Here is a 20880-nt window from a genome sequence, read left to right on the forward strand (position 1 = left end):
CGTCGGGCTTACGCCGGGTTGCCCGTCGGACGCTTCAGGCCCGTGGCCTTGGCGTCGGTGATCGCCGCCTTCAGCGCGTCGATGTCGGCGCCCGGGATCACCTTGTCGCCCACCACGAAGGCCGGCGTGCCGTCGATATGCAACGCCTGCGCCAGGGCGCGGATATCCAGCAGCTGCCGCTGGATGGCCGGGTCGCCGGCTTGCTGGCGGGCGACCTGCGGATCGACGCCGTGCTGCGTGAAGATCCGGTCGATGGCGGCCCGGTTCAGCGGCTTGGCCGCCATCAGGTCGGCGTACAGTTCCAGCGACTTCGGCTTGGCGACCGGCGTCAGCACCATGTGCCCGGCAAGGATCGAGTCCTCGGTCTGGAACGCGAATTCCTTGAACACGAACCGGACGTCCGGGTTGTCGCGGATTAGCTTCACCACGTCGGGGGCGGCGATTTTGCAGTAGGCGCAGTTGTAGTCGAAGAACTCGACGACCGTCACCGACCCGTTCGGATTGGCCACGAAGTCGCGCGGATCGCGTTCGAGCTGCGCGCGATGCTTGCCGATGGCGGTCGAGGCGGCCTTGGCGAGTTCCGCCTGCTGCTTCTGCTGATAGGCCACCGAGACTTCCTGCAGCACCTCGGGATGCGACAGCAGATAGGCGCGCACGCGTTCGCCGAAGGCTTCGTCGTCCTGCTTCTGGCACCCGGCAAGGGCGAGGGCGGCGCTCAGGGCCGCGGCGATCTTTACGGTCAGGGTCATGGAACTCGGGTGATGGGGTTCAGTTCGAGCGGCGGGTGGTGGAGCCTTCGCGGGCCAGCTCACGCATGTCCTCGCGGGTCGGCTCCGAGGCCAGGACGATGTCGGTGGCGCGCCGCCACTCCGGGCGACCCTTGTCCAGCATCTCGCGGGCGCGCATCGCGAAGACCCGGGCCTGGCGGCGGTCGCCGATCCAGAAGTTGTATTCGGCGGTCGCCAGCCTCGCCATGCCGTCCTGGCCCAGCTTGTCGTAGGCCTCGGCAAGCAGACGCCAGGCGACGGCGTTGTCCTCTTCCTGGGTCAGCGCCTTGCGGATTTCGCCGACCCCCTCCTGGACCTTCGCCTTGTCGTCGAGCGCGATCAGGGTCTGTCCGAGGTTCACCCGCAGCAGCGGCGCGTCAGGCTTCAGCGCGACGGACCTGCGCTGCGGGGCCTCCGCCTCCTCGGTGCGGGCGTATTCGAACAGGATCTGGCCCTTCAGCTCCCAAAGGTAGGGATTGTCGGGCTGCTCCTGGAGCAGGGCGTCGATCAGCTTCAGCGCCCGGTCGGGCTCCTTCAGCTGGTAGTAGGCGATCGCGCGGGCGTAGCGGGCGGGATACGAGGTGTCCGTCTCGCCGTACTTGGTGATCGCCACCTGCGGATTGATGAAGCCGTCCAGCTTGGCCTTCATGATGGCGTGCTCGGCCATGGCCTCGGGGCTGTCGGTCTTGTTGTAGTTGGGCTGCGACTCGACGCGGCGGCGAAGCGCCTCGATCCGGTCGGAGGAGATCGGGTGGCTGCGGAAGTAGGCGAAGCGCCGCGCCTCGTCGAAGACCTCCTGATAGCGGAAGTTGTCGAAGAACTCGGCCAGCCCCTTTCCAGAGAGGCCGGCCTTGTCGAGGAGGGTCGCGCCCGCTTGGTCGGCGCGGGCTTCCTGTTCGCGGCTGAACCCCATCGCGCCCAGCGTGCCGAAGTAGCTGGCGCTGCCGGCCAGGCCGGCGGCGGCCTCGGGCGACCCAGCAAGGGCGGCGAGCACGCCCAGACCCATCGTGAGGAGGAAGGGCCGCATGCCGGCCTTGTTCATCTCGTCGCGACGGGCGCTGTGGCCTCCGGTCAGGTGGCCCACCTCGTGGGCGATGACGCCCTGCAGCTCGTTCGGCGTATCCGACTCGAGGATGAGGCCTGTGTTGAAGCCCATCACCCGCGGCGCGGCGAAGGCGTTCAGTTCCTTGCTCCCGACGAGCAGGATCTCGACGTTGCTGGCGTCGATCCCCGCGGCCTGGAGGATCGGCTCGGAGTCCTTCAGCAGGATCTCTTCGATCTCGGTGTCGCGGATCAGCGACATGCCTTCCTCGGCCGCCGCCGCGCCAGGCCTGGCGACCACGGAGGCCGCCAGGATCAGGCTCAGGGCAAGACGGGAGACCGAGCGGGCCGAAATCGAGGGGAAGAGGGAGGTCATTCTCTACGCTTCTCCAGACCGCCCCTCGATCGCTCTCGCTTTGGAATGTAGTTCGTCAGCCTCGACGCCACCAGCCTTTGCGCGGAGCCGGCGGAGGACCCGAGATCTCGTTCGGATCGGGCTCGCGCGACACCGGCTCGGGAGCCGGTTCGGGTTCGGGCGCGGCCGGAACGGGGGCCGCCTCTGCGGCGACCGGTTGGACCTCGGCCTCGACCGGCGCTGCGGCCTTGCGGCTGCGGCTGCGGGTCTTCTTCGGCGCGGGCGCCTCGGCGGGCTCAGGCTCGGGCGCGGCTTCGGGAGCCGGAGCCTCGATCGCAACCTCGGCCGGCGGCGTCTCGGCCGTGGCGTCGACCGGGGCGGTCTCGACCTCGGCTTCGGCCTTGCCGCGGCCGCGACCGCGGGTGCGGCGCGCCCGCTTCGGCTTCTCGTCCTCGGCCGGCAGTTCGACCCAGATGTCCTCCTCGACGCCCGAAGCGGCGGGCGCCGGGGCGGCGAGGGCCGGAGCGGGCGCGGCAGCTTCGGCGGCGACCGGCGTCGGGCGCGGGGCGCCGGCGTCGTTGGCCGGGGCGGCGGGCTTCAGGTCCTCGGCCGGATCGTACCAGACGAAGGGATCGTCGCCGTACGGCACCCAGGGGCGGACCCAGCTGAACGGATCGTGCGGGCGGAAGTCGTCGCGCATGCGGCGCCCGCCGCGCCGGCCCCGGCGGCGACGGCGGCCTTCACGGCTGTCGTCGTCTTCGCCGTGAGCCGGGGCGGGGGCCTCGGCGCGGCCTTCGCGCTGACCTTCCGGCCGGGGTTCACGCCCTTCGCCGCGCGGCTCGTCGCCGCGACGGCCCCGGCGGCGGCGGCGGCGGCCACGGCGGCCGCCGTCGTCCTCGCGGTCGCCGCGGGGTTCGCGGTCCTCGCGGGCGCGGGCCTGGGGCCGTTCCTCATCGTCCTCGTCCTCGAAGACGTCCTCGTCGTCCTCTTCCTCGTCCTCGTCCTCGAGGTCCTCGTCCTCGAAGGTGTCCTCGAGATCGGCGGCCTCGGCCGGGGTGTAGGCGACCTGCGCCGGCGCCAGGACGGCCGCGTGCTCGGCGCGGGTTTCGCTGGCGGTGCGCTCGATGCCGTGCTCGGCGTGCGCCATCTCGTCGTCGATCACCACCGTGACGAACAGGCCGAACGCGTGGTGCAGGCGGGCCAGGTGGCCGCGCTTTTCGTTCAGGATGTAGAGGCCGACGGCGCGCGGCACGGTGAGCGTCGCCTCGCCGCCGCCCTTCAGCGCCTCGATCTCCAGCGCGCGCAGGGCGGCGAGGGCGCTCGATTCGACCGAACGGACGCGGCCGGTCCCGGCGCAGTGCTCGCAGACGTGGGTCGTGCCCTCCAGCACGCCGGTGCGCCGGCGCTGGCGGCTGATCTCCATCAGGCCGAAGGGGCTGATCTTGCCCATCTGGACCCGCGCGCGGTCGTCCTTCAGGCAATCCTTCAGCTTCTTCTCGACCGCCCGGTTGTTCTTCGCCTCATCCATGTCGATGAAGTCGATGACGATCAGGCCGGCGAGGTCGCGCAGGCGCAGCTGGCGGGCGGCTTCCTCGGCCGCTTCCATGTTGGTCTTGAGCGCCGTGGCCTCGATGTTGCGCTCACGCGTGGCGCGGCCCGAGTTCACGTCGACGGCGACCAGCGCCTCGGTCTGGTTGATCACCAGGTACCCGCCCGATCGCAGCGGCACGACCGGCGAATAGATCTGCGACAGGTGGTCTTCCACCTTGTGCTTCACGAAGAGCGGCGTCGGTTCGCGGTAGAACTGCACCTTCTTCGCCTGGCTGGGCATCAGCATGCGCATGAAGTCGCGCGCTTCCTTGAAGCTGGCCTCGCCCTCGACGAACACGTCGTCGATGTCCTTGTCGTAGAGGTCGCGGATCGCCCGCTTCACGAGGTCTTCTTCCTCGTAGATCAGCGCCGGCGCGATCGAGTGCAGCGTCTTCTCGCGGATGTTCTCCCACAGGCGCAGCAGGTAGTCGTAGTCGCGCTTGATCTCGGCCTTGGTGCGCTTGGCGCCGGCGGTGCGGACGATCAGGCCCATGCCGTTCGGCACTTCCAGGCTCTGGACGACGCTCTTCAGGCGCTTGCGGTCGGTGGCCGTCGTGATCTTGCGGCTGATGCCGCCGCCGCGCGCCGTGTTCGGCATCAGCACGCCGTAGCGGCCGGCGAGCGACAGGTAGGTGGTGAGCGCCGCGCCCTTGTTGCCGCGCTCTTCCTTGACGACCTGGACCAGCATGATCTGCCGGCGGCGGATCACTTCCTGGATCTTGTAGCGGCGCATCAGCCGGCGGCGGCGACGGGCCAGCTCCTCCTCGACGACGTCGTCCTCGTCGTCCGAGGCGGCGAGGTCGACCTCGTCCTCGTCTTCGGCGTTGCGGGCGCGAGGCTCGTGGCGATCCTCGTCCTCTTCCTCGGCCTCCTCGCGCAGCAGGGCTTCGCGGTCGGCGACCGGGATCTGGTAGTAGTCGGGGTGGATTTCGTTGAAGGCCAGGAAGCCGTGGCGGTTGCCGCCGTACTCGACGAAGGCCGCCTGCAGGGACGGCTCAACGCGCGTCACCTTGGCGAGATAGATGTTCCCTCGAAGCTGCTTTCGGTTCTGGCTTTCGAAATCGAACTCTTCAACGCGATTCCCGTCGACGACCACCACACGCGTCTCTTCCGCGTGGGCTGCGTCGATCAACATGGTCTTGGACATTCAGATCGTCTCCACGGCGCGCGGCGTGGGCTGGGCCCTGGCGCTGCCGGTGATGGGGATAGGCGCGCGCGCCGACCCGGAGGGCGCCGGAAGCGGCGTCTCGGGGGGCAAGGCCAGGATTGGCTTGAGCTGCGCAGCCCATCAGGTGTGTTCCTAGGCGCGCCTGAAGCGGCGCGATCGGAGGAGGCGTGGTCGCCGAAGGTCTCGAGCGAGGCCGACGCCGGTTTGCGTGACGCGCGGTCCGACGGGCCCGGAACGGGCTCGACGTCGTCGCGCGGGGCGGACTTTGCAACACGGCGTCCGAAAAGGAAAGCGCGCGCTGCGTCGGTCCTGCGGCATGAAAGACCTCGTTAACCGATTGTCTACGGCCGCGGCGTGTATATGGCTGTTGAAGTCGCGATGCGCGACTCCGCATGGGCGGACAGGTGGCGTGATGCTGGGGCGAGTGGGACAGGCGATGGCCAGGAACCGGGGGCGGGCGCTGCTCGCCGCGGTGGTCGGCGGCCTGGGCCTCGTCGCCGTGGCCGCCTCCCACGCCGCGCCCGACACCGTCTCGCTGCTGAAGGTCCGCCTGGGCGGCGACGGCGCCGAGACCCGCGTCGTGATCGATCTCGACAAGTCGGCCAGCGTGAAGGTGGTCTCCGACGGCGCCGCCGACCGCCGGGTCGTCGTCATGATGCCGGGCGTCGACGCCCCCGACGGCCTGCAGGGCGCCGGGCGCGGAGTCGTCAAGGCCTGGGTGGTCGACGAGGTCCAGGGCCAGGCCCGCCTGCAGATGGACCTGACGGCCGACGCCAAGGTGAAGCGCCGCTTCCTGCTGCCGCCCGCCGACGGGGTCGAGCACTACCGCTATGTCATCGACGTCGCCGCCGCTCCCGGCGCCAGCCTGACGAAGGCCCAGGCGACCGCGGCCGCGCCCGCGCTGCGCACCAAGTTCCTCCCCGCCAAGACCGCGCCGCTGCCGCTGAAGAAGGTGGTGGTGATCGACGCCGGCCACGGCGGCAAGGACGTCGGCGCTTCGGGCGCCCACGGCTACGAGAAGGACATCAATCTGGGCGCGGCCCTGGCGCTGAAGGCGCGGCTCGAGAAGACGGGCCGCTACAAGGTTGTGATGACCCGCAACTCCGACGTCTACGTCCCGCTGGAGACCCGCGTGCGCATCGCCCAGCGCGCCGACGCCGACCTGTTCATCTCGCTGCACTCGGATTCCGGCCCCACCACGAACTTGAAGGGCGCCAGCGTCTACACGCTCTCCGACAAGGCCTCGCGGCGCTCGACCCAGTTCGTCAGCAAGGACGACTGGTTCATGAAGGCCAGCCTCGCCGGCGACCAGGGCGTCCGCGACATCCTCTTCGACCTGACCCAGCGGGCCACGCGCAACCGCTCGGCCGTGTTCGCCCAGACCCTGCTGTCCAACATCGAGGGCGAGGCGCCGCTGCTGCGCCGCAGCCACCGCGACGCGGGCCTCGTGGTGCTGCTCGCGCCCGACGTGCCGGCGGTGCTGCTGGAGATGGGCTTCGTCAACAATCCCGAGGACGAGGCCCGCCTGCGCGACCCCGCCAGCCGCGCCCGGTTCATGGACGCCGTCGGCGACGCCATCGACGACCACTTCGGCAACGCCCTCAAGGTCGCCGCCCGCTGATCCTATCCGGGCTTCAGCCGATAGCCGACGCCCGGGACCGCTTCGATCCGCTCGCTTCCGAGCTTCTGTCTTAGCTGGCCGATATAGACCCGCAGGTACTGGACGTCGGCCGTCTCGCTGCCCCACACCGCACGCAGCAGATCCGCGTGGCGAACCGGCCGATCGAGTTGCAGGGCGAGTTCGCTGAGCAGGTCGTATTCCTTGGGCGACAGCGCGATCTCCGCGCCGCCCCGCGTCACCATGCGCCGGGCCATGTCGACGACCACATCGCCGGCCGTCACCACGGGCTGCGATCCCCGCGTCTGGACGCCGTGCCGCAGCGCCGCCCGCAGGCGGGCCAGCAACTCGTCGACGCCGAACGGCTTGGCCACATAATCGTCCGCGCCGAGGTCCAGCGCCTCGACCTTCACCGCTTCGCCGTCGCGCGCCGACAGCACCACGATGGGCGTCGCCCCCTTGGTCCGCAGCTCGCGGATCACGGCCAGCCCGTCGCGGTCCGGCAATCCCAGGTCCAGCAGCACGAGGTCGGGCGAATAGTGGTTGAACCAGCGCAGCCCCTCCGCGCCGGTCCGCGCCGACACGGGTCGATATCCGGCCGCCTTCAGGGTCGCCGCCAGGGCGCCGTTCAGGTGGGCGTCGTCCTCAATCACCAGGATGGTCGCGGGATCGCTCATGCGAGCCGCGCCGTCAGCCGGACGACCGCGCCGCCGCCCTCGCGGTCGTGGGCCGTCACATCGCCGTCCATGGCGCGCAGGAAGGCGCGTGCGAGGGCGAGGCCCAGCCCCGTTCCCGGGGGCCTGCCGTCGCCGGTCCGCCCCCGCGCGAACTTCTCGAAGAACGGTTCGGCGTCGCCGCCGAAGCCCGGTCCGCGGTCAGCCACCTCGACCCAGCCCACGCCCTCCTCGGCGCCGACCGCCACCCCGATCTCGCCGCCGCCCCCGTACTTCGCGGCATTGCCCAGCACGTTGGATAGCGCGGTCTCGAACAGCGTCGGGTCGACGCGCAGCACCACGCCCGGCGCGGCGTCGTTCGCGGCCGCCACACCGCTCCGCAGCAGCGCGGCCTGGACCAGGTCGGCGGCGTCGCACGCCTCGGGGCGCACGCTCACCGCGCCGGCCTCGATCCGGTTCATGTCCAGCAGGTTGTCGACCATGCCGGACAGGCGCGACGCCTCCGCCGCGGCGCCGGCGAGCAGGTCGGCCCGGGCCTGCCTGTCATGTTCGAACCGGCCGAGGCTTTGCAGCGTGAAGAGGATGGTCGACAGCGGCGTCTTCAGATCGTGGCTGACCGCCGCCAGAAGGTCGGTCTTCAGCTTCTCGCCCGCCACCGCCAGCTCGCCTGCCACCGCCTGCGCGGCATAGGCCTCGCGGTCCAGGGCGACGGCGAGGTAGCCCAGCACCGTCTCCACCAGCTTCTCGGGCTCCGAGGGCCTGCCGTCCTCGCTGCCCGAGATTGCAACGCCCACCACCGCATGTCGCCGCAGCGCGGTTCTCAGCGGCCAGAAATCGAAGCTCGCCTCGCCGACCGGGTAGGCGCCCCCGCGCGTCGCAAGGCCCGAAGCCACGGCCAGCCGGGCCGCCTCCAGGTCGGCCTCGCCCAGCGGCGACCCGTCCGAGGCGCACCCCTGCAACGCGTCGCCTTCGGCCAGCAGGACGCACGCTCGCGCCCTGAACATCTTCGCCAGCGCCTCGGCGGCGCGGCGGGCGAGGGCCTGGGGATCGCGCTCGGCCATCAGGTCGCGAGCCAGCTCCCGCACCGCGGCGGCCCGCTGGGCGGCCTCAAGCGCCTCGATCGTCCGGCGCCGGGCCTGCGTCGCGACCGCGCTCACCGTCAGGGCCACGATCAGCAGGAGCGCCAGGCCCAGCACGTTCGCCGCATCCGCCACCCGCAGCGTGTACCGAGGCTCGATCAGGAAGAAGTTGCAGGTCAGCACCCCCAGCACCGCCGCGCTCAAGGCCGGCGCCGCGCCGTAGCGGATCGCGCACACCACCACGGGCAGCACGAACAGCAGCGAGAGGTTCGGCGCCGGGGCGGCCTGCTCGATCGCCAGAGCCGTCAGGGTCGCGAGCGCCACCAGGGCGACGGCGACGGCATGGCTGAGCAACGGGGCGGGCCGGGGGGACAGCATGCCGCCTAAGATCGTCCGCCAAGGCTGCGCCGCAAGCGCCAAGCGGCGCCGCACCCTCTCAACCACATGGGATCTTTATGTCGCCCGGCGCGACAAGGCGGCCCTGTTCAGACTGAGGGCTTGCATGTCCGCCATCACCCACGACGAGGCGCCGGCCCAGGCGCCCAGCTTCAAGACCTTCCTCGCGCTCGCCCTGGGCTCCGCCGGCGTCGTCTACGGCGACATCGGCACCAGCCCGCTCTACGCGTTCAAGGAATCCGTCTCGCATCTTCGCGGGCCGGCCGGGGCTCTCGCCGTGGCTGATGTGATCGGCGTCATTTCGCTGATGTTCTGGGCGCTGATGATCATCGTCACGCTGAAGTACGTCTTCATCCTCATGCGCTTCGACAACCGGGGCGAGGGCGGCACGCTTTCGCTCATGGCCCTCGTTCAGCGCGCCGGCGGCCGTGGCGCGGGCCTGGTTCTGCTCACCGGCATGCTCGGCGCCGGCCTCTTCCTGGGCGACGCGATGCTGACGCCGGCCATCTCGGTGTTGTCGGCGGTGGAGGGCTTGCGGGTGATCGACGGCCTCGAAGGGCGCATCGACCCGTTCATCGTCCCGATCTCGCTCGCCGTCATCGTCGGGCTCTTCGCCGTCCAGCGTCGCGGCACGGGGGGCGTCGGGCGCTGGTTCGGGCCCATCTGCGTCGTCTGGTTCGTGGTTCTGGCCGTTCTCGGCGTGCGCGCCATCGCGCTTGCGCCCCAGGTGCTTGCGGCCCTCGACCCCCTCTACGGGTTGGGCGTCCTCCAGCGGCATCCTGGGCTCGCCGCCGTCATCCTGGGCTCGGTGTTCCTGACCGTCACCGGCGCCGAGGCGCTTTACGCCGACATGGGCCACTTCGGTCGCAAGCCGATCAGCGCCGTCTGGCTGGGCCTCGTCTTCCCGTGCCTCACCCTCAACTACCTCGGCCAGGGGGCCCTGGTGCTCGAGAACCCCCAGGCCGCAGAGAGCCCGTTCTTCCTGCTGGCCCCCGAGTGGTTCCAGCTTCCCCTGGTCGCTCTCGCCACCGCCGCCACCGTCATCGCCAGCCAGGCCGTGATATCGGGCGCGTTCTCCCTGACTCAGCAGGCCGTCCAGCTGGGCCTCCTGCCGCGCCTGACGCTCAAGCCCACGTCCGAGCACCACGCCGGCCAGATCTATGCGCCCCAGGTCAACTGGATCCTCCTGTTCGGCGTCACGGCCCTGGTGCTCGGCTTCGGCTCGTCCAGCGCCCTGGCCAGCGCCTACGGCGTCTCGGTGGTCGGCGCGATGATCACCTCGTCGATCCTGGCGGTCGTGGCCATCCACCGGCTGAAGAAGCGCTCGATCCTCGTCTCGCTGCTCGTCTTCTCGCCGTTCCTCCTGGTCGAAGCCGGCTTCCTTGCGGCCAACCTGATGAAGGTCGCCCACGGCGGCTACGTGCCCCTGCTGCTGGCCGCCGCCCTGATCTTCGTGATGTGGACCTGGACCCGGGGCCGCGCCCGGCTTGCGAAGGCCGAACAGAGCGACCTCGACCTGGCCGACGTCGCGCGCATGTTGAAGGATCGGCCGCCGATGCGCGCCAGGGGCACGGCCATCTTCCTCGCCGCCGAGCCCGGCAAGGTTCCGAGCTCCCTGCTGCACAACCTCAAACACAACCAGGTCCTGCACGAACGCGTCGTACTGCTGACCGTGAAGACCCTGCGTCGGCCCCGCGTCGCCGACGCCGAGCGGGTGGAGGTCGCCGAACTGGCGCCGGGTTTCACGGGCCTGACGCTCACCTTCGGCTATATGGAGACGCCCGACATCATGGAGGGGCTGGCGCTCGCCCGCGCCAAGGGCCTGACGTTCGACATCATGAAGACGTCGTTCTTCGTCAGTCGGCGCAGCCTGGTCCTGCGGCCTCGGTCCGGCCTCGCCCAGGTCCAGGACCGCCTCTTCGCCTATCTGCTGCGCAATGCCGAACGCGCCGCGGACTACTTCCGCGTGCCGCCGTCCAGGGTCGTGGAACTCGGCGCCCAGGTCTCCATCTAGGGGTCATCCCGGGCATTTTCGCTTGCGTTTCGCCAGCTTTCATGTTCTCGTTATGTTCATGTTCAGCCCGGCTGAGATGATGGAGCGCCATGCGGCCGTCCTTGCGGAGCTTTCCGAGCTCGGCATGGCGTTCGCCCGAGACGCCCGACGCGACGCCGAGGCGGCCGAGACGCCCGAGGAGCGGGCGCGGCAGGCGCTGGTGTTCCAGCGCGTCTCACGATCGATCCGCCAGAGCCTGGCGCTGGAAGCCCGTCTGGTGCGCGAGCTGAAGCGTGACGTCCGCGACGACGCCGATCGAGCGGCCAAGCTGGAACGTCAGAAGGTCGACGCCCGGCGCAACCGCATCCGCACCGGCGTCGAGGCGCTGATCTGGCGCGAAACCGAGGATATGGACGAGGACGAGGAGGCGGTGTTCGACGAGCAGATCGACGACGCCGTCCATGTCGAGGTCATGTCCGACACCTTCTTCTCCGACGACCTGGGCGACCAGGTCGGCCGGGTCCTGGAGCGCCTCGGCTTCCAGGTGGGGACCGACGGCGTCGTGCGGCGCGTCCCGCCCCCCGAGCCGGAAGTCGATCGGGAGGGCGCCTGGCGAGGCTCGGGCTAGGTTCGCCCTTCGAAGGCCAAGGTTCGCGTCCAGGTCCTTCGCCCGCGTCGCGCTGACGCGGGCCGCCGCCGATCCCGTTGGCGCCCGGCCCGACACAGGCTAGACCCGAGCCACTTGGCGGCGCACCGGCGCCTCGGAGCGAGTCTGACTTGAATCCCCCCGCAGGACAGCCAGGACCCGAGACGGCGCCGCCGCCGCGCGCGCTGGCGCTCGCGGGCGTCGTGGTCCTGAGCTTCATCGCAGTGACGGCGTTCGCCGCTGCGATCTATGCGGCGTGGCTGTTCCACGACATGCCCGACGCCGGCGACTTGGTGGACTACCATCCGCCGACCGCGACGCGGGCCTACGCCTGGGACGGCACGCTGATCGGCGAGTTCTCGCGCGAGCGGCGGATCTTCGTGCCCTACGAGGCGATACCCAAGCAGACGGCGCAGGCCTTCCTCGCCGCCGAGGACCACAGCTTCTTCCACCACCGCGGCGTGGACGTGGGCGGCCTGGGCCGCGCCATGGCCAAGAACGTGCTCAACCTGGCGCAGGGGAGGCGGCTGGAAGGCGGCTCCACCATCACCCAGCAGGTGGCCAAGAACATCCTGCTGACCAGCGACGCCACCATCGGCCGCAAGCTGAAGGAGGCGATCCTCGCCTCGCAGCTCGAGGGCACGCTTACCAAAGAGCGGATCCTGGAGCTGTACCTCAACGAAATCTGGCTGGGTTACCGCTCCTATGGGGTCGGCGCGGCGGCCTACAACTACTTCGGCAAGTCGGTCAGCGAACTCACCCTGGCCGAGAGCGCCTACCTGGCCTCTCTGCCCAAGGGCCCCGACAACTACCATCCGATCCGCCGCAAGCGGCAGGCCATGGCCCGGCGCAACTGGGTGCTGGACCAGATGGCCGATCTCGGGATGGTCACCCGCGCCCAGGCCCGCGCGGCCCAGGCCGAGGACCTTAAGGTCCAGCCCGCTCCCAGCCGCGCCCAGTATCGCGACGCGGACTATTTCGTGGAGGAGGTGCGCCGGCGCGCCCTCGGCATGGAGCAGCTCGGCGACGAGCGCCTGAACGCCGGCGGCTACTATGTGCGCACGACCCTGGACCCCCGGCTGCAGAGCGCGGCGCGCCTGGCGCTGATGAACGGGCTGGAAGAATACGACCGCCGCCACGGCTGGCGCGGCGCCTGGGGGCAGGTGACCACGCTCGCCGGCTGGGAAGCCGAGGCCAAGAAGAAGGCCAGGCCCGCCGAGCGGCGCAGCTGGCGCCAGGCCGTCGTCACGAGCGTGGCGGGCGGCTCGGTCCAGGTCCGCACCATCGACGGCGAAAGCGGCGCGCTGGCCGGCGAGGACGTCGCCTGGGCGCGCCGCGGCAAGGGTATCGGGACCGGCGACCTCGTCTTCGTCGCGCCGAACGAGAAGGGCGCGGGCTTCCGCCTGAAGCAGGTCCCGGCGGTCAATGGCGCGATGGTCGTCATGGAGCCGAACTCGGGCCGGGTCCTGGCGATGGTCGGCGGCTATTCGTTCTCGCTGTCCAGCTTCAACCGGGCGACCCAGGCCTATCGCCAGCCGGGTTCGGCCTTCAAGCCGATCGTCTACGCGGCGGCGCTGGAGAGCGGCTACACGCCCGCCAGCACCGTGCTGGACGCCCCGATCACCCTGCGCGGCGCCAACGGCCAGGCCTGGACGCCCGAGAACTACAACCGCGACTACTTCGGCGCGCTGACCCTGCGCCGGGGCCTGGAGCTCTCGCGCAACACCATGACCGTGCGCCTCGCCCAGGGGGTCGGCATGACCAAGATCAGCGATCTCGCGGTGCGCATGGGCGTGACCGACAAGATGGACAAGGTCCTCGCCATGGCCCTGGGCTCGGGCGAGACCACGGTCTTCCGGATGGCCGGCGCCTATTCCTCGTTCCTGAACGGCGGCCGCAAGGTCGAGCCGCACCTGATCGAGCTGGTCGAGGACCGCAACGGCAAGGTGATCTGGCGCGCCGACCGCCGCGAATGCCCGCGCTGCGACGCCGGCTTCTCCGGCGCCGAGAGCCCACGCATCCCCCGCACTGGCGCCCAGGTCATGGACCCGATCACCGCCTATCAGATCACGTCCATGCTGGAGGGGGTCGTCCAGCGGGGCACCGCCACCTACGCCTCCCGCATCGGCAAGCCGCTGGGCGGCAAGACGGGCACGACGAACGACTACCGCTCGGCCTGGTTCATGGGCTTCTCGCCCCAGATGGTGGTCGGCGTCTTCATCGGCTTCGACGACAACCGCAGCCTCGGCGACGGCGAGACTGGGAGCCGCTCGGCGGTGCCGATCTTCACCGAGTTCATGGAAGAGGCGCTCAAGGACACGCCCGCCATCCCGTTCAAGGCGCCCAGCAACGCCAAGTACGTCACCGTCCGCGGCATCCGCGAGGCGTTCCGGCCGGGCACCGAGCCCCAGGTCGCCCAGGCGCCGGTCGGCGCGGCTGGCGGCCTCCCGCGCGGACCGCAGCCTTACAACAAGGTCTGGCAGGACGGGCTGACCGGCGCGCCCAACGCCGGCGCCGCCGTCGCCCCGCCGCCGCCCAAGAAGCAGGACGATCTCTCGGATCTCTTCTAGCCCGCTTGTTCTGAGGCCCGGCGCGGACTATCTCCGCCGGCCTGATATTGGAGTGTCCCATGAGATTGGATGTCGAGGCCGCCAAGGCCGACATCGAGCAGTCGATCGAACTGCTCAGGAGGCGTCTTTGACTGGGAGCCTGCGCTCCGGAAGCTCGATGAGCTGAACGCCCGGGTCGAGGACCCGACCCTGTGGAACAATCCTGACGAGGCCCAGGCCGTCTCCCGCGAACGCTCGCGGCTGTCCGCTCAGGTGGAAGCCGTCCAGGCGCTGGAGCGCGACCTGGCCGATGCGCTGGGCTACGCCGAAATGGCGGACGAGGAGGGCGACGAGGCCTCTCTCGAAGAAGCGCGCGCCCAGCTCCGCGAGATCAAGGAGCGCGCCAGCCGCGCCGAACTGGAGGCCCTGCTGTCGGGCGAGGCGGACGGCAACGACGCCTTCGTCGAGATCAACTCCGGCGCCGGCGGCACCGAGTCCAACGACTGGGCGGGCATGCTGCTGCGCATGTACACCCGCTGGGCCAACGCCCACGGCATGACCGTCGACTTCCTGGAAGAGACGCCCGGCGAACAGGCCGGCATCAAGTCGGTGACCCTGCAGGTGAAGGGGACGAACGCCTACGGCTGGCTGAAGACCGAGGCGGGCGTCCACCGCCTGGTGCGCATCTCGCCCTTCGACAGCGCCGCCAAGCGGCACACGAGCTTCGCCTCGGTCTGGGTCTATCCGGTTGTCGACGACACCATCGAGATCGAGATCAACCCGGCGGACGTCCGCACCGACACCTACCGGGCCTCGGGCGCCGGCGGTCAGCACGTCAACAAGACCGACTCGGCCGTGCGTCTGACCCACATCCCGACCGGGATCGTCGTGGCCTGCCAGAACCAGCGCTCGCAGCACCAGAACCGCGACCAGGCCTGGAAGATGCTGAAGGCCCGCCTCTATGAGGCCGAGCTGGAGAAGCGGGAAGCGGCCCAGCAGGCGCTGGAAGACCAGAAGACCGATATCGGCTGGGGCCACCAGATCCGCAGCTACGTCCTGCAGCCGTACCAGATGGTGAAGGACCTGCGCACCGAGGTGGAAACCTCCGACACCGGCGGCGTGCTGGATGGCGATCTCGACCAGTTCATGGGCGCGGCCCTGGCCCAGCGCGTGGGCGCGACCCGCGACGCGGCCGCCTAGCCTCAGTCGCCCTGCTGGACGTACTGGCCGGCTTTGAGGAAACGGTTCGGGTTCTGGGCGCGTCCGTTGACCCAGACCTCGTAGTGCAGGTGGGTGCCGGTCGAACGGCCCGTGGAGCCCATGGCGCCGATCCGCTGGCCGAGACCGACCCGCTCGCCCGGCCGGACCGCGATGCCGGACAGGTGGGCGTAGCGGGTCTTGAGACCGCGGCCGTGGTCGATCTCGATGGTCTTGCCGTAGCCCGGCCGGACCCCCGTGAACGACACGACGCCGGGGCCGGTGGACTGGATCGGGGTCGCGTAGCCGCCCGCGAAGTCCAGGCCCGAGTGGAAGGCCGGGCGGCGGGTGAACGGATCGAAGCGGACGCCGAAGCTGCTGGTCTGGGCCGCGCCGCCGGTCGGGCGCGCGAACGGCAGGTCCTGGGCCGCGTCGGTCAGCGCGCGGGCTTCCGACACATCGCGGGCGGTGCGCTGGATGCGGACGGCGAAGTCCTCGTCCACGTCGAGGACGGCGGCCAGCGCGCGGGGATCGCGGGATTCAATCAGCGGTCCGCCAAGGGCGCCGCCCTTGGGCACGAAGGCCGACGGCGTTAGGCCCGCCATGCGGAACGCCAGCCGCAACCGGTCGGCCCGGCTCTTGGCGAAGCTGTCGGCGGCGTCCAGCAGCTGTTCCTGGCCGGCGCGCACCATCTCAACGCGGCGGGCCGGATTGGCGCCGTCGCTGGCCAGCGCCTTGTTGATCGCCGGCGTCAGGGTCTCGGCGGCGCCAGGCGCGCCCTTGAGGTCCGTGAGCAGCAGGGCCAGCGCTGCGTGGCGCTTCTCGATGTTGGCCGCAAGGTCGGCGTTGGAGCCCGAGGCGGCGTTGAGCTGCGCGAGCGCGCTGTCCAGCCGCGCCTGGCGGTCGGCGACGTAGCGCTCGGACTGCGCCTTCAGCTGGGCGATCTCGCGGTCGGTCGCAGACGTGGACAGGAGGTTGACCAGCATGGCGGCGGTGCAGACGCCCATCCACAAGGCGCCGCCGGCGACGACGCCCGCGATCATCATCTGCTTGGAGGAGGTGAGGATGAAGGCCTTCATGGCCCCGCCGGAGCGCACGTAGAGGTGCCGCTCCGGGAAGAGTTCCTCGATGGAACGACGAAGTCGCGCCAGACGTGTCATGCAGCCCCCGCCCCAGAGACGTGGGGCATATGCAGCTAGAACTTCTAGGCAGGCAAGGCGAATTGACGCTTTCTTAACCAAAAGCGGCGCGTAGCCGCAGGCTGAGCCTGTCGGCGCCGGAAGTCCATCCTTTCGCGAACAGATGTCCGCACCGCGGCGCCCGCGCCACAGTCGCGCTAAAGCGCCTGCACGGCTTCCAGCACCTGCTGAGCATGGTTGGGCACGCGCACCTTGCGCCAGATGCGCGCGATGCGTCCGTCGCGGATCAGGAAGGTGGACCGGTCGATGCCCATGTAGTTGCGGCCGTAGAGCGTCTTCTCCACCCACGAGCCGTAGCGCTCAATGACCGCGCCTTCGGGATCGGAGCCCAGGATCACGCCCAGACCGTATTTCGCGGCGAACTTCGCGTGCGACTTCACGCTGTCCTTCGAGACGCCGACGATCGCCGCGCCGGCTTTAGCGAATTCAGTGGCCAACGCCGTGAAATCCTGCGCCTCGCGGGTGCAGCCGGTCGTGTCGTCTTTGGGGTAGAAGTAGAGCACCAGGGTCTTGCCGGCGAAGTCGGCGAGACGGACGGGACCGTCCGCGGTCTCCAGCTCGAAGTCGGGCGCGGGAGCGCCTTCGGTCACGTCCGTCATCGTCCTGCTCCTTAGACTGGCTTCACCAGCACGATCTTCTTCTTGCCTGCCGCCAGCTTCACGACGCCATCCAGCAGGTCGGCCGTGGTGACCACGCGATTGCCGTCGGTGACCTGTTGGTCATTCACGCGCAGGCCGCCGCCTTGCGCCAGGCGGCGAGCCTCGCCGCGCGACGAGGCGAGACCCGCGTCCGCCGTCAGGGCAGCGAGCGCGATGCCGGCGTCCAGTTCAGCCTTCGCGACTTCGTGGGTGGGCAGGTCGCTTGAGAGCCGACCTTCCTCGAAGGCGGCGCGGGCGGCGGCTTCGGAGCTCCGGGCGGCGTCTTCGCCGTGCAGCATCCGCGTGGCTTCGTTGGCCAGCACCTTCTTGGCCTCGTTGATCTCGGCGCCCTCGAGCGCCTCGAGGCGGGCGATCTCGTCGAGCGGCAGATCGGTGAACAGCCGCAGGAAACGGCCAACGTCGGCGTCTTCCGTGTTCCGCCAGAACTGCCAGTAGTCGTAGGGGCTAAGCAGGTCGGCGTTGAGCCACACGGCGCCCTGAGCGGTCTTGCCCATCTTCGCGCCGGACGACGTGGTCAGCAGGGGCGTGGTCAGGCCGAACGCCGCCTTCTGGTCCATACGCCGGACCAGTTCCACGCCGTTGATGATGTTCCCCCACTGGTCCGAGCCGCCCATCTGGAGCTGCACGCCCATGGCGCGGTTCAGGTGGCGGAAGTCCACGGCCTGCATCAGCATGTAGTTGAATTCCAGGAACGTCAGCGGCTGCTCGCGCTCCAGTCGCAAGCGGACGCTGTCGAAGGTCAGCATGCGGTTGACGGTGAAGTGCGGGCCGAACTCGCGCAGGAACTCGATGTAGCCGAGCTTCGACAGCCACTCGTCGTTGTTGACCATCACCGCGTCGGTGGGGCCGTCGCCGAAGGTGAGGAACTTCTCGAACACGGTCTTGATGCCGGCGATGTTCCGCTCGATGTCGGCGTCGGTGAGCATCTTGCGGCTCTCGTCCTTGCCGCTGGGATCGCCGACCTTGGTGGTGCCGCCGCCCATGAGCACGACGGGCTTGTGGCCGGCCTGCTGGAGCCGGCGCAGCATCATGATCTGGATCAGGCTGCCGACGTGCAGAGAGGTCGCCGTGGCGTCGAAGCCGATGTAGGCGGCGACCACGCCCTTCGACGCCGCGTCGTCGAGTTCCTCGGGGTGGCTGATCTGGTGGATGTAGCCGCGCGCCTGCAGCGTCTTCAGGAAGTCGGACTTGAAGGCGGGATCGGGCATCTGGGGACTCGCGGGACTTCGGTCGCCGCGCTCTAGCACGGGCGCATCCAGGATTTCGAGGGACATGGCAGGCTCCTTGGGGCTGAGGAGGCCGGCGTCCGTGATTTCGGTGGGGTGACGCCGGCCGTTGTGACGGCAGGCGCGAACGATCGGGCGCCTGCGCTAGGGCAGGCGGTAATAGCGGCCAGTGTTGGCGGCGGGTCCGATCATGGCGGCTAGCTAGCGGTCCTCGGACATGGCAGTCAAGCCGCATGCGCGTGCTGGGATTCATGACCGGGACCTCCCTCGACGCCGTCGACATGGCGGTGCTGGAGACCGACGGCGAGACCATCGAGGCCTTCGGGCCGGCCGGCGAGCGCAAGCTTACGGACGCCACGCGCGACGTCCTTCTGGAGTCCACCAGGCAGGCGCTGCAGTGGGCGCGGGGCGCGCCCGAGCCGGCAATCTTCGCGGAGGCTCGCGAGGCCGTCGCGCGCGAGCACTTCGCGGCGGCCGAGGCCTTCATCGCCGAGCACGGCCTCGCCTGGAGCGACCTCGACCTGATCGGCATGCACGGCCAGACTGTGCTCCACGAACGGCCCAAGGGCGGGGTCGTCGGGCGCACCGTGCAACTGGGGGACGCTGGACTGCTGGCGAAGCTCACCGGCCGGCCCGTCGCCTACGACTTCCGCACCGCAGACGTGGCGGCGGGCGGCGAGGGGGCGCCGCTTGCGCCGATCTACCACCTGGCCCGGGCGAGGGCGTCGGGGCTGGACGCGCCGCTGGCGGTGCTGAACGTCGGCGGGGTCGCCAACGTCACCTTCTGGACCGGCGGCGACGACATCGCGGCCTTCGACACCGGCCCCGGTAACGGGATGATCGACCTCCTGGTGCAGGCCCGCGGCGCGGGCCGCTACGACGCCGGCGGCCGGTACGCCAGCGTGGGTCGTGCGGACGAGAGCGTTGTCCGGGCGCTGCTGGCGCACCCCTACTTCGAAGCGCTCCCGCCGAAGTCGCTCGATCGCTACGACTTCTCAATGGAGCCGCTCGACCGGCTGGAGCTGGAGGATGCCGCGGCGACGCTGGTGGCTTTCACGGCCGAGGCGGTGAAGCGGGCATTCGACCTGATGGGCGCTGTCCCGTCGGAAGTGATCGTCACCGGCGGCGGGCGTCACAACCCCGAGATCATGAAGGCCCTGCAGGCGCGCCTGCCGACGGCGGTCACGGCCGCGGAGGATCGCGGGTGGCGAGGGGATTCCATCGAGGCCGAGGCCTTCGCCTATCTGGCCGCGCGAACGGCGCGAGGCCTGCCGATCTCGTTTCCAAAGACCACCGGCGTAGACCAACCTATGACCGGCGGCCGTATCGTCGAACCTTGAGTTTCAGGAGAGTGGGGATGAAGGGGCATTGGATCGCGGGCGCCGCCCTGGCGGTGGCGATGGGTATGGCCGCGCCGACTGCGGCGCAGGCGCAGGCGGCGGGCGCGTTCGACGCCCCGGTGTTCGCGGCGGCGAGCAAGGTCCAGCCGAAGGTGGTCGCCTGGCGGCGCGACATCCACCAGCACCCCGAGCTGGGCAACAGCGAGGTGCGCACGTCCAAGCTGGTGGCCGACCATCTGAAGAAGCTGGGCATCGAGGTGCGCAGCGTCGCCAAGACCGGCGTCGTCGGCGTCCTGAAGGGCGGCAAGCCGGGCCCCGTCGTCGCGCTGCGCGCAGACATGGACGCCCTGCCGGTGGTGGAGCAGACGGGCGTGCCGTTCGCGTCCAAGGTCACGACGACGTTCAACGGTCAGCAGGTGGGCGTGATGCACGCCTGCGGCCACGATGCGCACGTCGCCATCCTGATGGGCGCGGCCGAGATCCTGGCCGGCATGCGAGACCAGATCCCCGGCACGGTGGTGTTCCTGTTCCAGCCGGCCGAGGAGGGCCCGCCCGTGGGCGAGGAGGGCGGCGCGCCGCTGATGGTCAAGGAGGGCGCGCTCGACAATCCCAAGGTGGATGCGGTGTTCGGCCTGCACGTCGTGCCGGGCGATGCGGGGCAGCTGCTGTGGCGGCCGGGTCCGATGATGGCCGCCTCCGACCGCTACGAGATCAAGCTGAAGGGCAAGCAGACCCACGGGGCCAATCCCTGGAACGGCGTCGACATCGCCTCGATGCAGGCCGAGATCATCCTGGCCTTCAACCAGATCGCCGCCCGCCAGATCAACGTCACCCGGACGCCCACGATCCTGACGGTGGCGACGGTCCACGGCGGCGTCCGCTACAACATCATCCCCGACGACTTCACGCTGGCCGGCACGCTGCGCACGTTCGATCCAGAGCTGCGCAAGCAGATCATGGCCAAGGCCGAGACCGCGGTGGAGAGCATCGCGTCGCGTTACGGCGGCAAGGGCGCGATCGAGTGGGGCACGCCCAATCCGGTGACCAGCAACGATCCGGCGCTGACGGCCAAGATGAAGCCGACCCTGGCCCGCGCCGCACGCGGCAAGATCCGGGACGACATCGACTACATCACGGGCGCCGAGGACTTCTCGTACTACCAGCAGAAGGTCCCCGGGCTGTTCTACGACCTGACCATCGGCAATCCGCCGGGGGTGAACCATTCGCCGCACTTCAATGTCGTGGATGAGGGCGCGATGGAGGTCGGCGTGCGCGCCCAGGTGCTGACGGCGCTCGACTTCCTGTCTTCGGGCGGCGCGGCGAAGTAACCGGTTCCGCCACGTCACGCTTGCCGGTCAAACGATCGTTCGGCACGCTTCCTCC

15 protein-coding genes are annotated in these 20880 nt (G+C 70.0%); 7 read left to right on the forward strand and 8 right to left on the reverse strand.

Annotated elements, in window-relative coordinates:
* Window positions 1–8: 8 nt before the first annotated feature.
* From ACO2Q0_RS13530 to ACO2Q0_RS13540, 3 genes are read right to left on the reverse strand one after another with little or no spacing between them, the layout of a single operon-like run.
* Window positions 9–749: a DsbA family protein gene (locus ACO2Q0_RS13530; RefSeq protein ID WP_423352028.1), complete on the reverse strand. Its 741-nt coding sequence runs from the start codon at window positions 747–749 to the stop codon at window positions 9–11.
* Between the two features lie 19 nt (window positions 750–768).
* Window positions 769–2184, reverse strand: coding sequence for a M48 family metalloprotease (locus ACO2Q0_RS13535; protein ID WP_423352029.1), 1416 nt, complete (start codon window positions 2182–2184; stop codon window positions 769–771).
* A 55-nt stretch (window positions 2185–2239) separates the two neighbouring features.
* A complete protein-coding gene (locus tag ACO2Q0_RS13540; protein WP_423352030.1) occupies window positions 2240–4900 on the reverse strand; it encodes an Rne/Rng family ribonuclease in 2661 nt (886 codons plus the stop codon).
* Window positions 4901–5357: 457 nt separating this feature from the next.
* Here ACO2Q0_RS13540 and ACO2Q0_RS13545 point away from each other — a divergent pair, with 457 nt between their 5' ends.
* Window positions 5358–6542 (forward strand): N-acetylmuramoyl-L-alanine amidase family protein, encoded by a 1185-nt coding sequence (locus ACO2Q0_RS13545; RefSeq protein WP_423352031.1) that lies wholly within the window; start codon window positions 5358–5360, stop codon window positions 6540–6542.
* A 2-nt stretch (window positions 6543–6544) separates the two neighbouring features.
* On the opposite strand, the gene ACO2Q0_RS13550 is transcribed toward ACO2Q0_RS13545, so the two are convergent.
* Together ACO2Q0_RS13550 and ACO2Q0_RS13555 are read right to left on the reverse strand one after the other, a co-directional pair.
* Entirely contained in the window at window positions 6545–7216 is a 672-nt protein-coding gene (locus tag ACO2Q0_RS13550) for a response regulator transcription factor (RefSeq protein ID WP_423352032.1), read from the reverse strand.
* The gene (locus ACO2Q0_RS13555; RefSeq protein ID WP_423352033.1) at window positions 7213–8670 is read right to left on the reverse strand and encodes a sensor histidine kinase; all 1458 of its coding nucleotides are present in this window, start codon (window positions 8668–8670) and stop codon (window positions 7213–7215) included. Before ACO2Q0_RS13555 ends, ACO2Q0_RS13550 begins: the two co-directional genes overlap by 4 nt.
* 124 nt (window positions 8671–8794) lie before the next feature.
* Between ACO2Q0_RS13555 and ACO2Q0_RS13560 the strand changes: the two genes are divergently transcribed.
* The 4 genes from ACO2Q0_RS13560 to prfB all read left to right on the forward strand — a co-directional run bounded on the left by ACO2Q0_RS13560 (window position 8795) and on the right by prfB (window position 15076).
* Window positions 8795–10702 (forward strand): potassium transporter Kup, encoded by a 1908-nt coding sequence (locus ACO2Q0_RS13560; protein ID WP_423352034.1) that lies wholly within the window; start codon window positions 8795–8797, stop codon window positions 10700–10702.
* A 58-nt stretch (window positions 10703–10760) separates the two neighbouring features.
* Window positions 10761–11309, forward strand: a complete 549-nt coding sequence (locus tag ACO2Q0_RS13565) for a hypothetical protein (RefSeq protein ID WP_423352035.1) — start codon at window positions 10761–10763, stop codon at window positions 11307–11309.
* Window positions 11310–11458: 149 nt separating this feature from the next.
* Entirely contained in the window at window positions 11459–13897 is a 2439-nt protein-coding gene (locus tag ACO2Q0_RS13570; RefSeq protein WP_423352036.1) for a penicillin-binding protein 1A, read from the forward strand.
* Between the two features lie 59 nt (window positions 13898–13956).
* A protein-coding gene (gene prfB / locus ACO2Q0_RS13575) for a peptide chain release factor 2 (RefSeq protein WP_423352037.1) occupies window positions 13957–15076 on the forward strand; the annotation gives its coding sequence in 2 pieces (ribosomal slippage) (window positions 13957–14025 and window positions 14027–15076; 1119 coding nt in all).
* Window positions 15077–15078: 2 nt separating this feature from the next.
* On the opposite strand, the gene ACO2Q0_RS13580 is transcribed toward prfB, so the two are convergent.
* The 3 genes from ACO2Q0_RS13580 to tyrS form a co-directional block, all read right to left on the reverse strand.
* Window positions 15079–16233, reverse strand: a complete 1155-nt coding sequence (locus ACO2Q0_RS13580) for a M23 family metallopeptidase (RefSeq protein ID WP_423352038.1) — start codon at window positions 16231–16233, stop codon at window positions 15079–15081.
* 176 nt (window positions 16234–16409) lie between these two features.
* A complete protein-coding gene (locus tag ACO2Q0_RS13585) occupies window positions 16410–16871 on the reverse strand; it encodes a peroxiredoxin (RefSeq protein WP_423352039.1) in 462 nt (153 codons plus the stop codon).
* An 11-nt stretch (window positions 16872–16882) separates the two neighbouring features.
* Complete coding sequence (gene tyrS, locus ACO2Q0_RS13590) at window positions 16883–18139, reverse strand: tyrosine--tRNA ligase (RefSeq protein WP_423352273.1); 1257 nt, start codon at window positions 18137–18139, stop codon at window positions 16883–16885.
* 251 nt (window positions 18140–18390) lie between these two features.
* Between tyrS and ACO2Q0_RS13595 the strand changes: the two genes are divergently transcribed.
* Window positions 18391–19497 (forward strand): anhydro-N-acetylmuramic acid kinase, encoded by a 1107-nt coding sequence (locus ACO2Q0_RS13595; protein WP_423352040.1) that lies wholly within the window; start codon window positions 18391–18393, stop codon window positions 19495–19497.
* Between the two features lie 17 nt (window positions 19498–19514).
* Window positions 19515–20825, forward strand: coding sequence for an amidohydrolase (locus tag ACO2Q0_RS13600; RefSeq protein WP_423352041.1), 1311 nt, complete (start codon window positions 19515–19517; stop codon window positions 20823–20825).
* The last annotated feature ends 55 nt before the right edge of the window (window positions 20826–20880 follow it).

Source organism: Phenylobacterium sp. VNQ135 (genome assembly GCF_049445735.1).
In the GTDB taxonomy this organism is placed as follows: Bacteria; Pseudomonadota; Alphaproteobacteria; order Caulobacterales; family Caulobacteraceae; genus Phenylobacterium.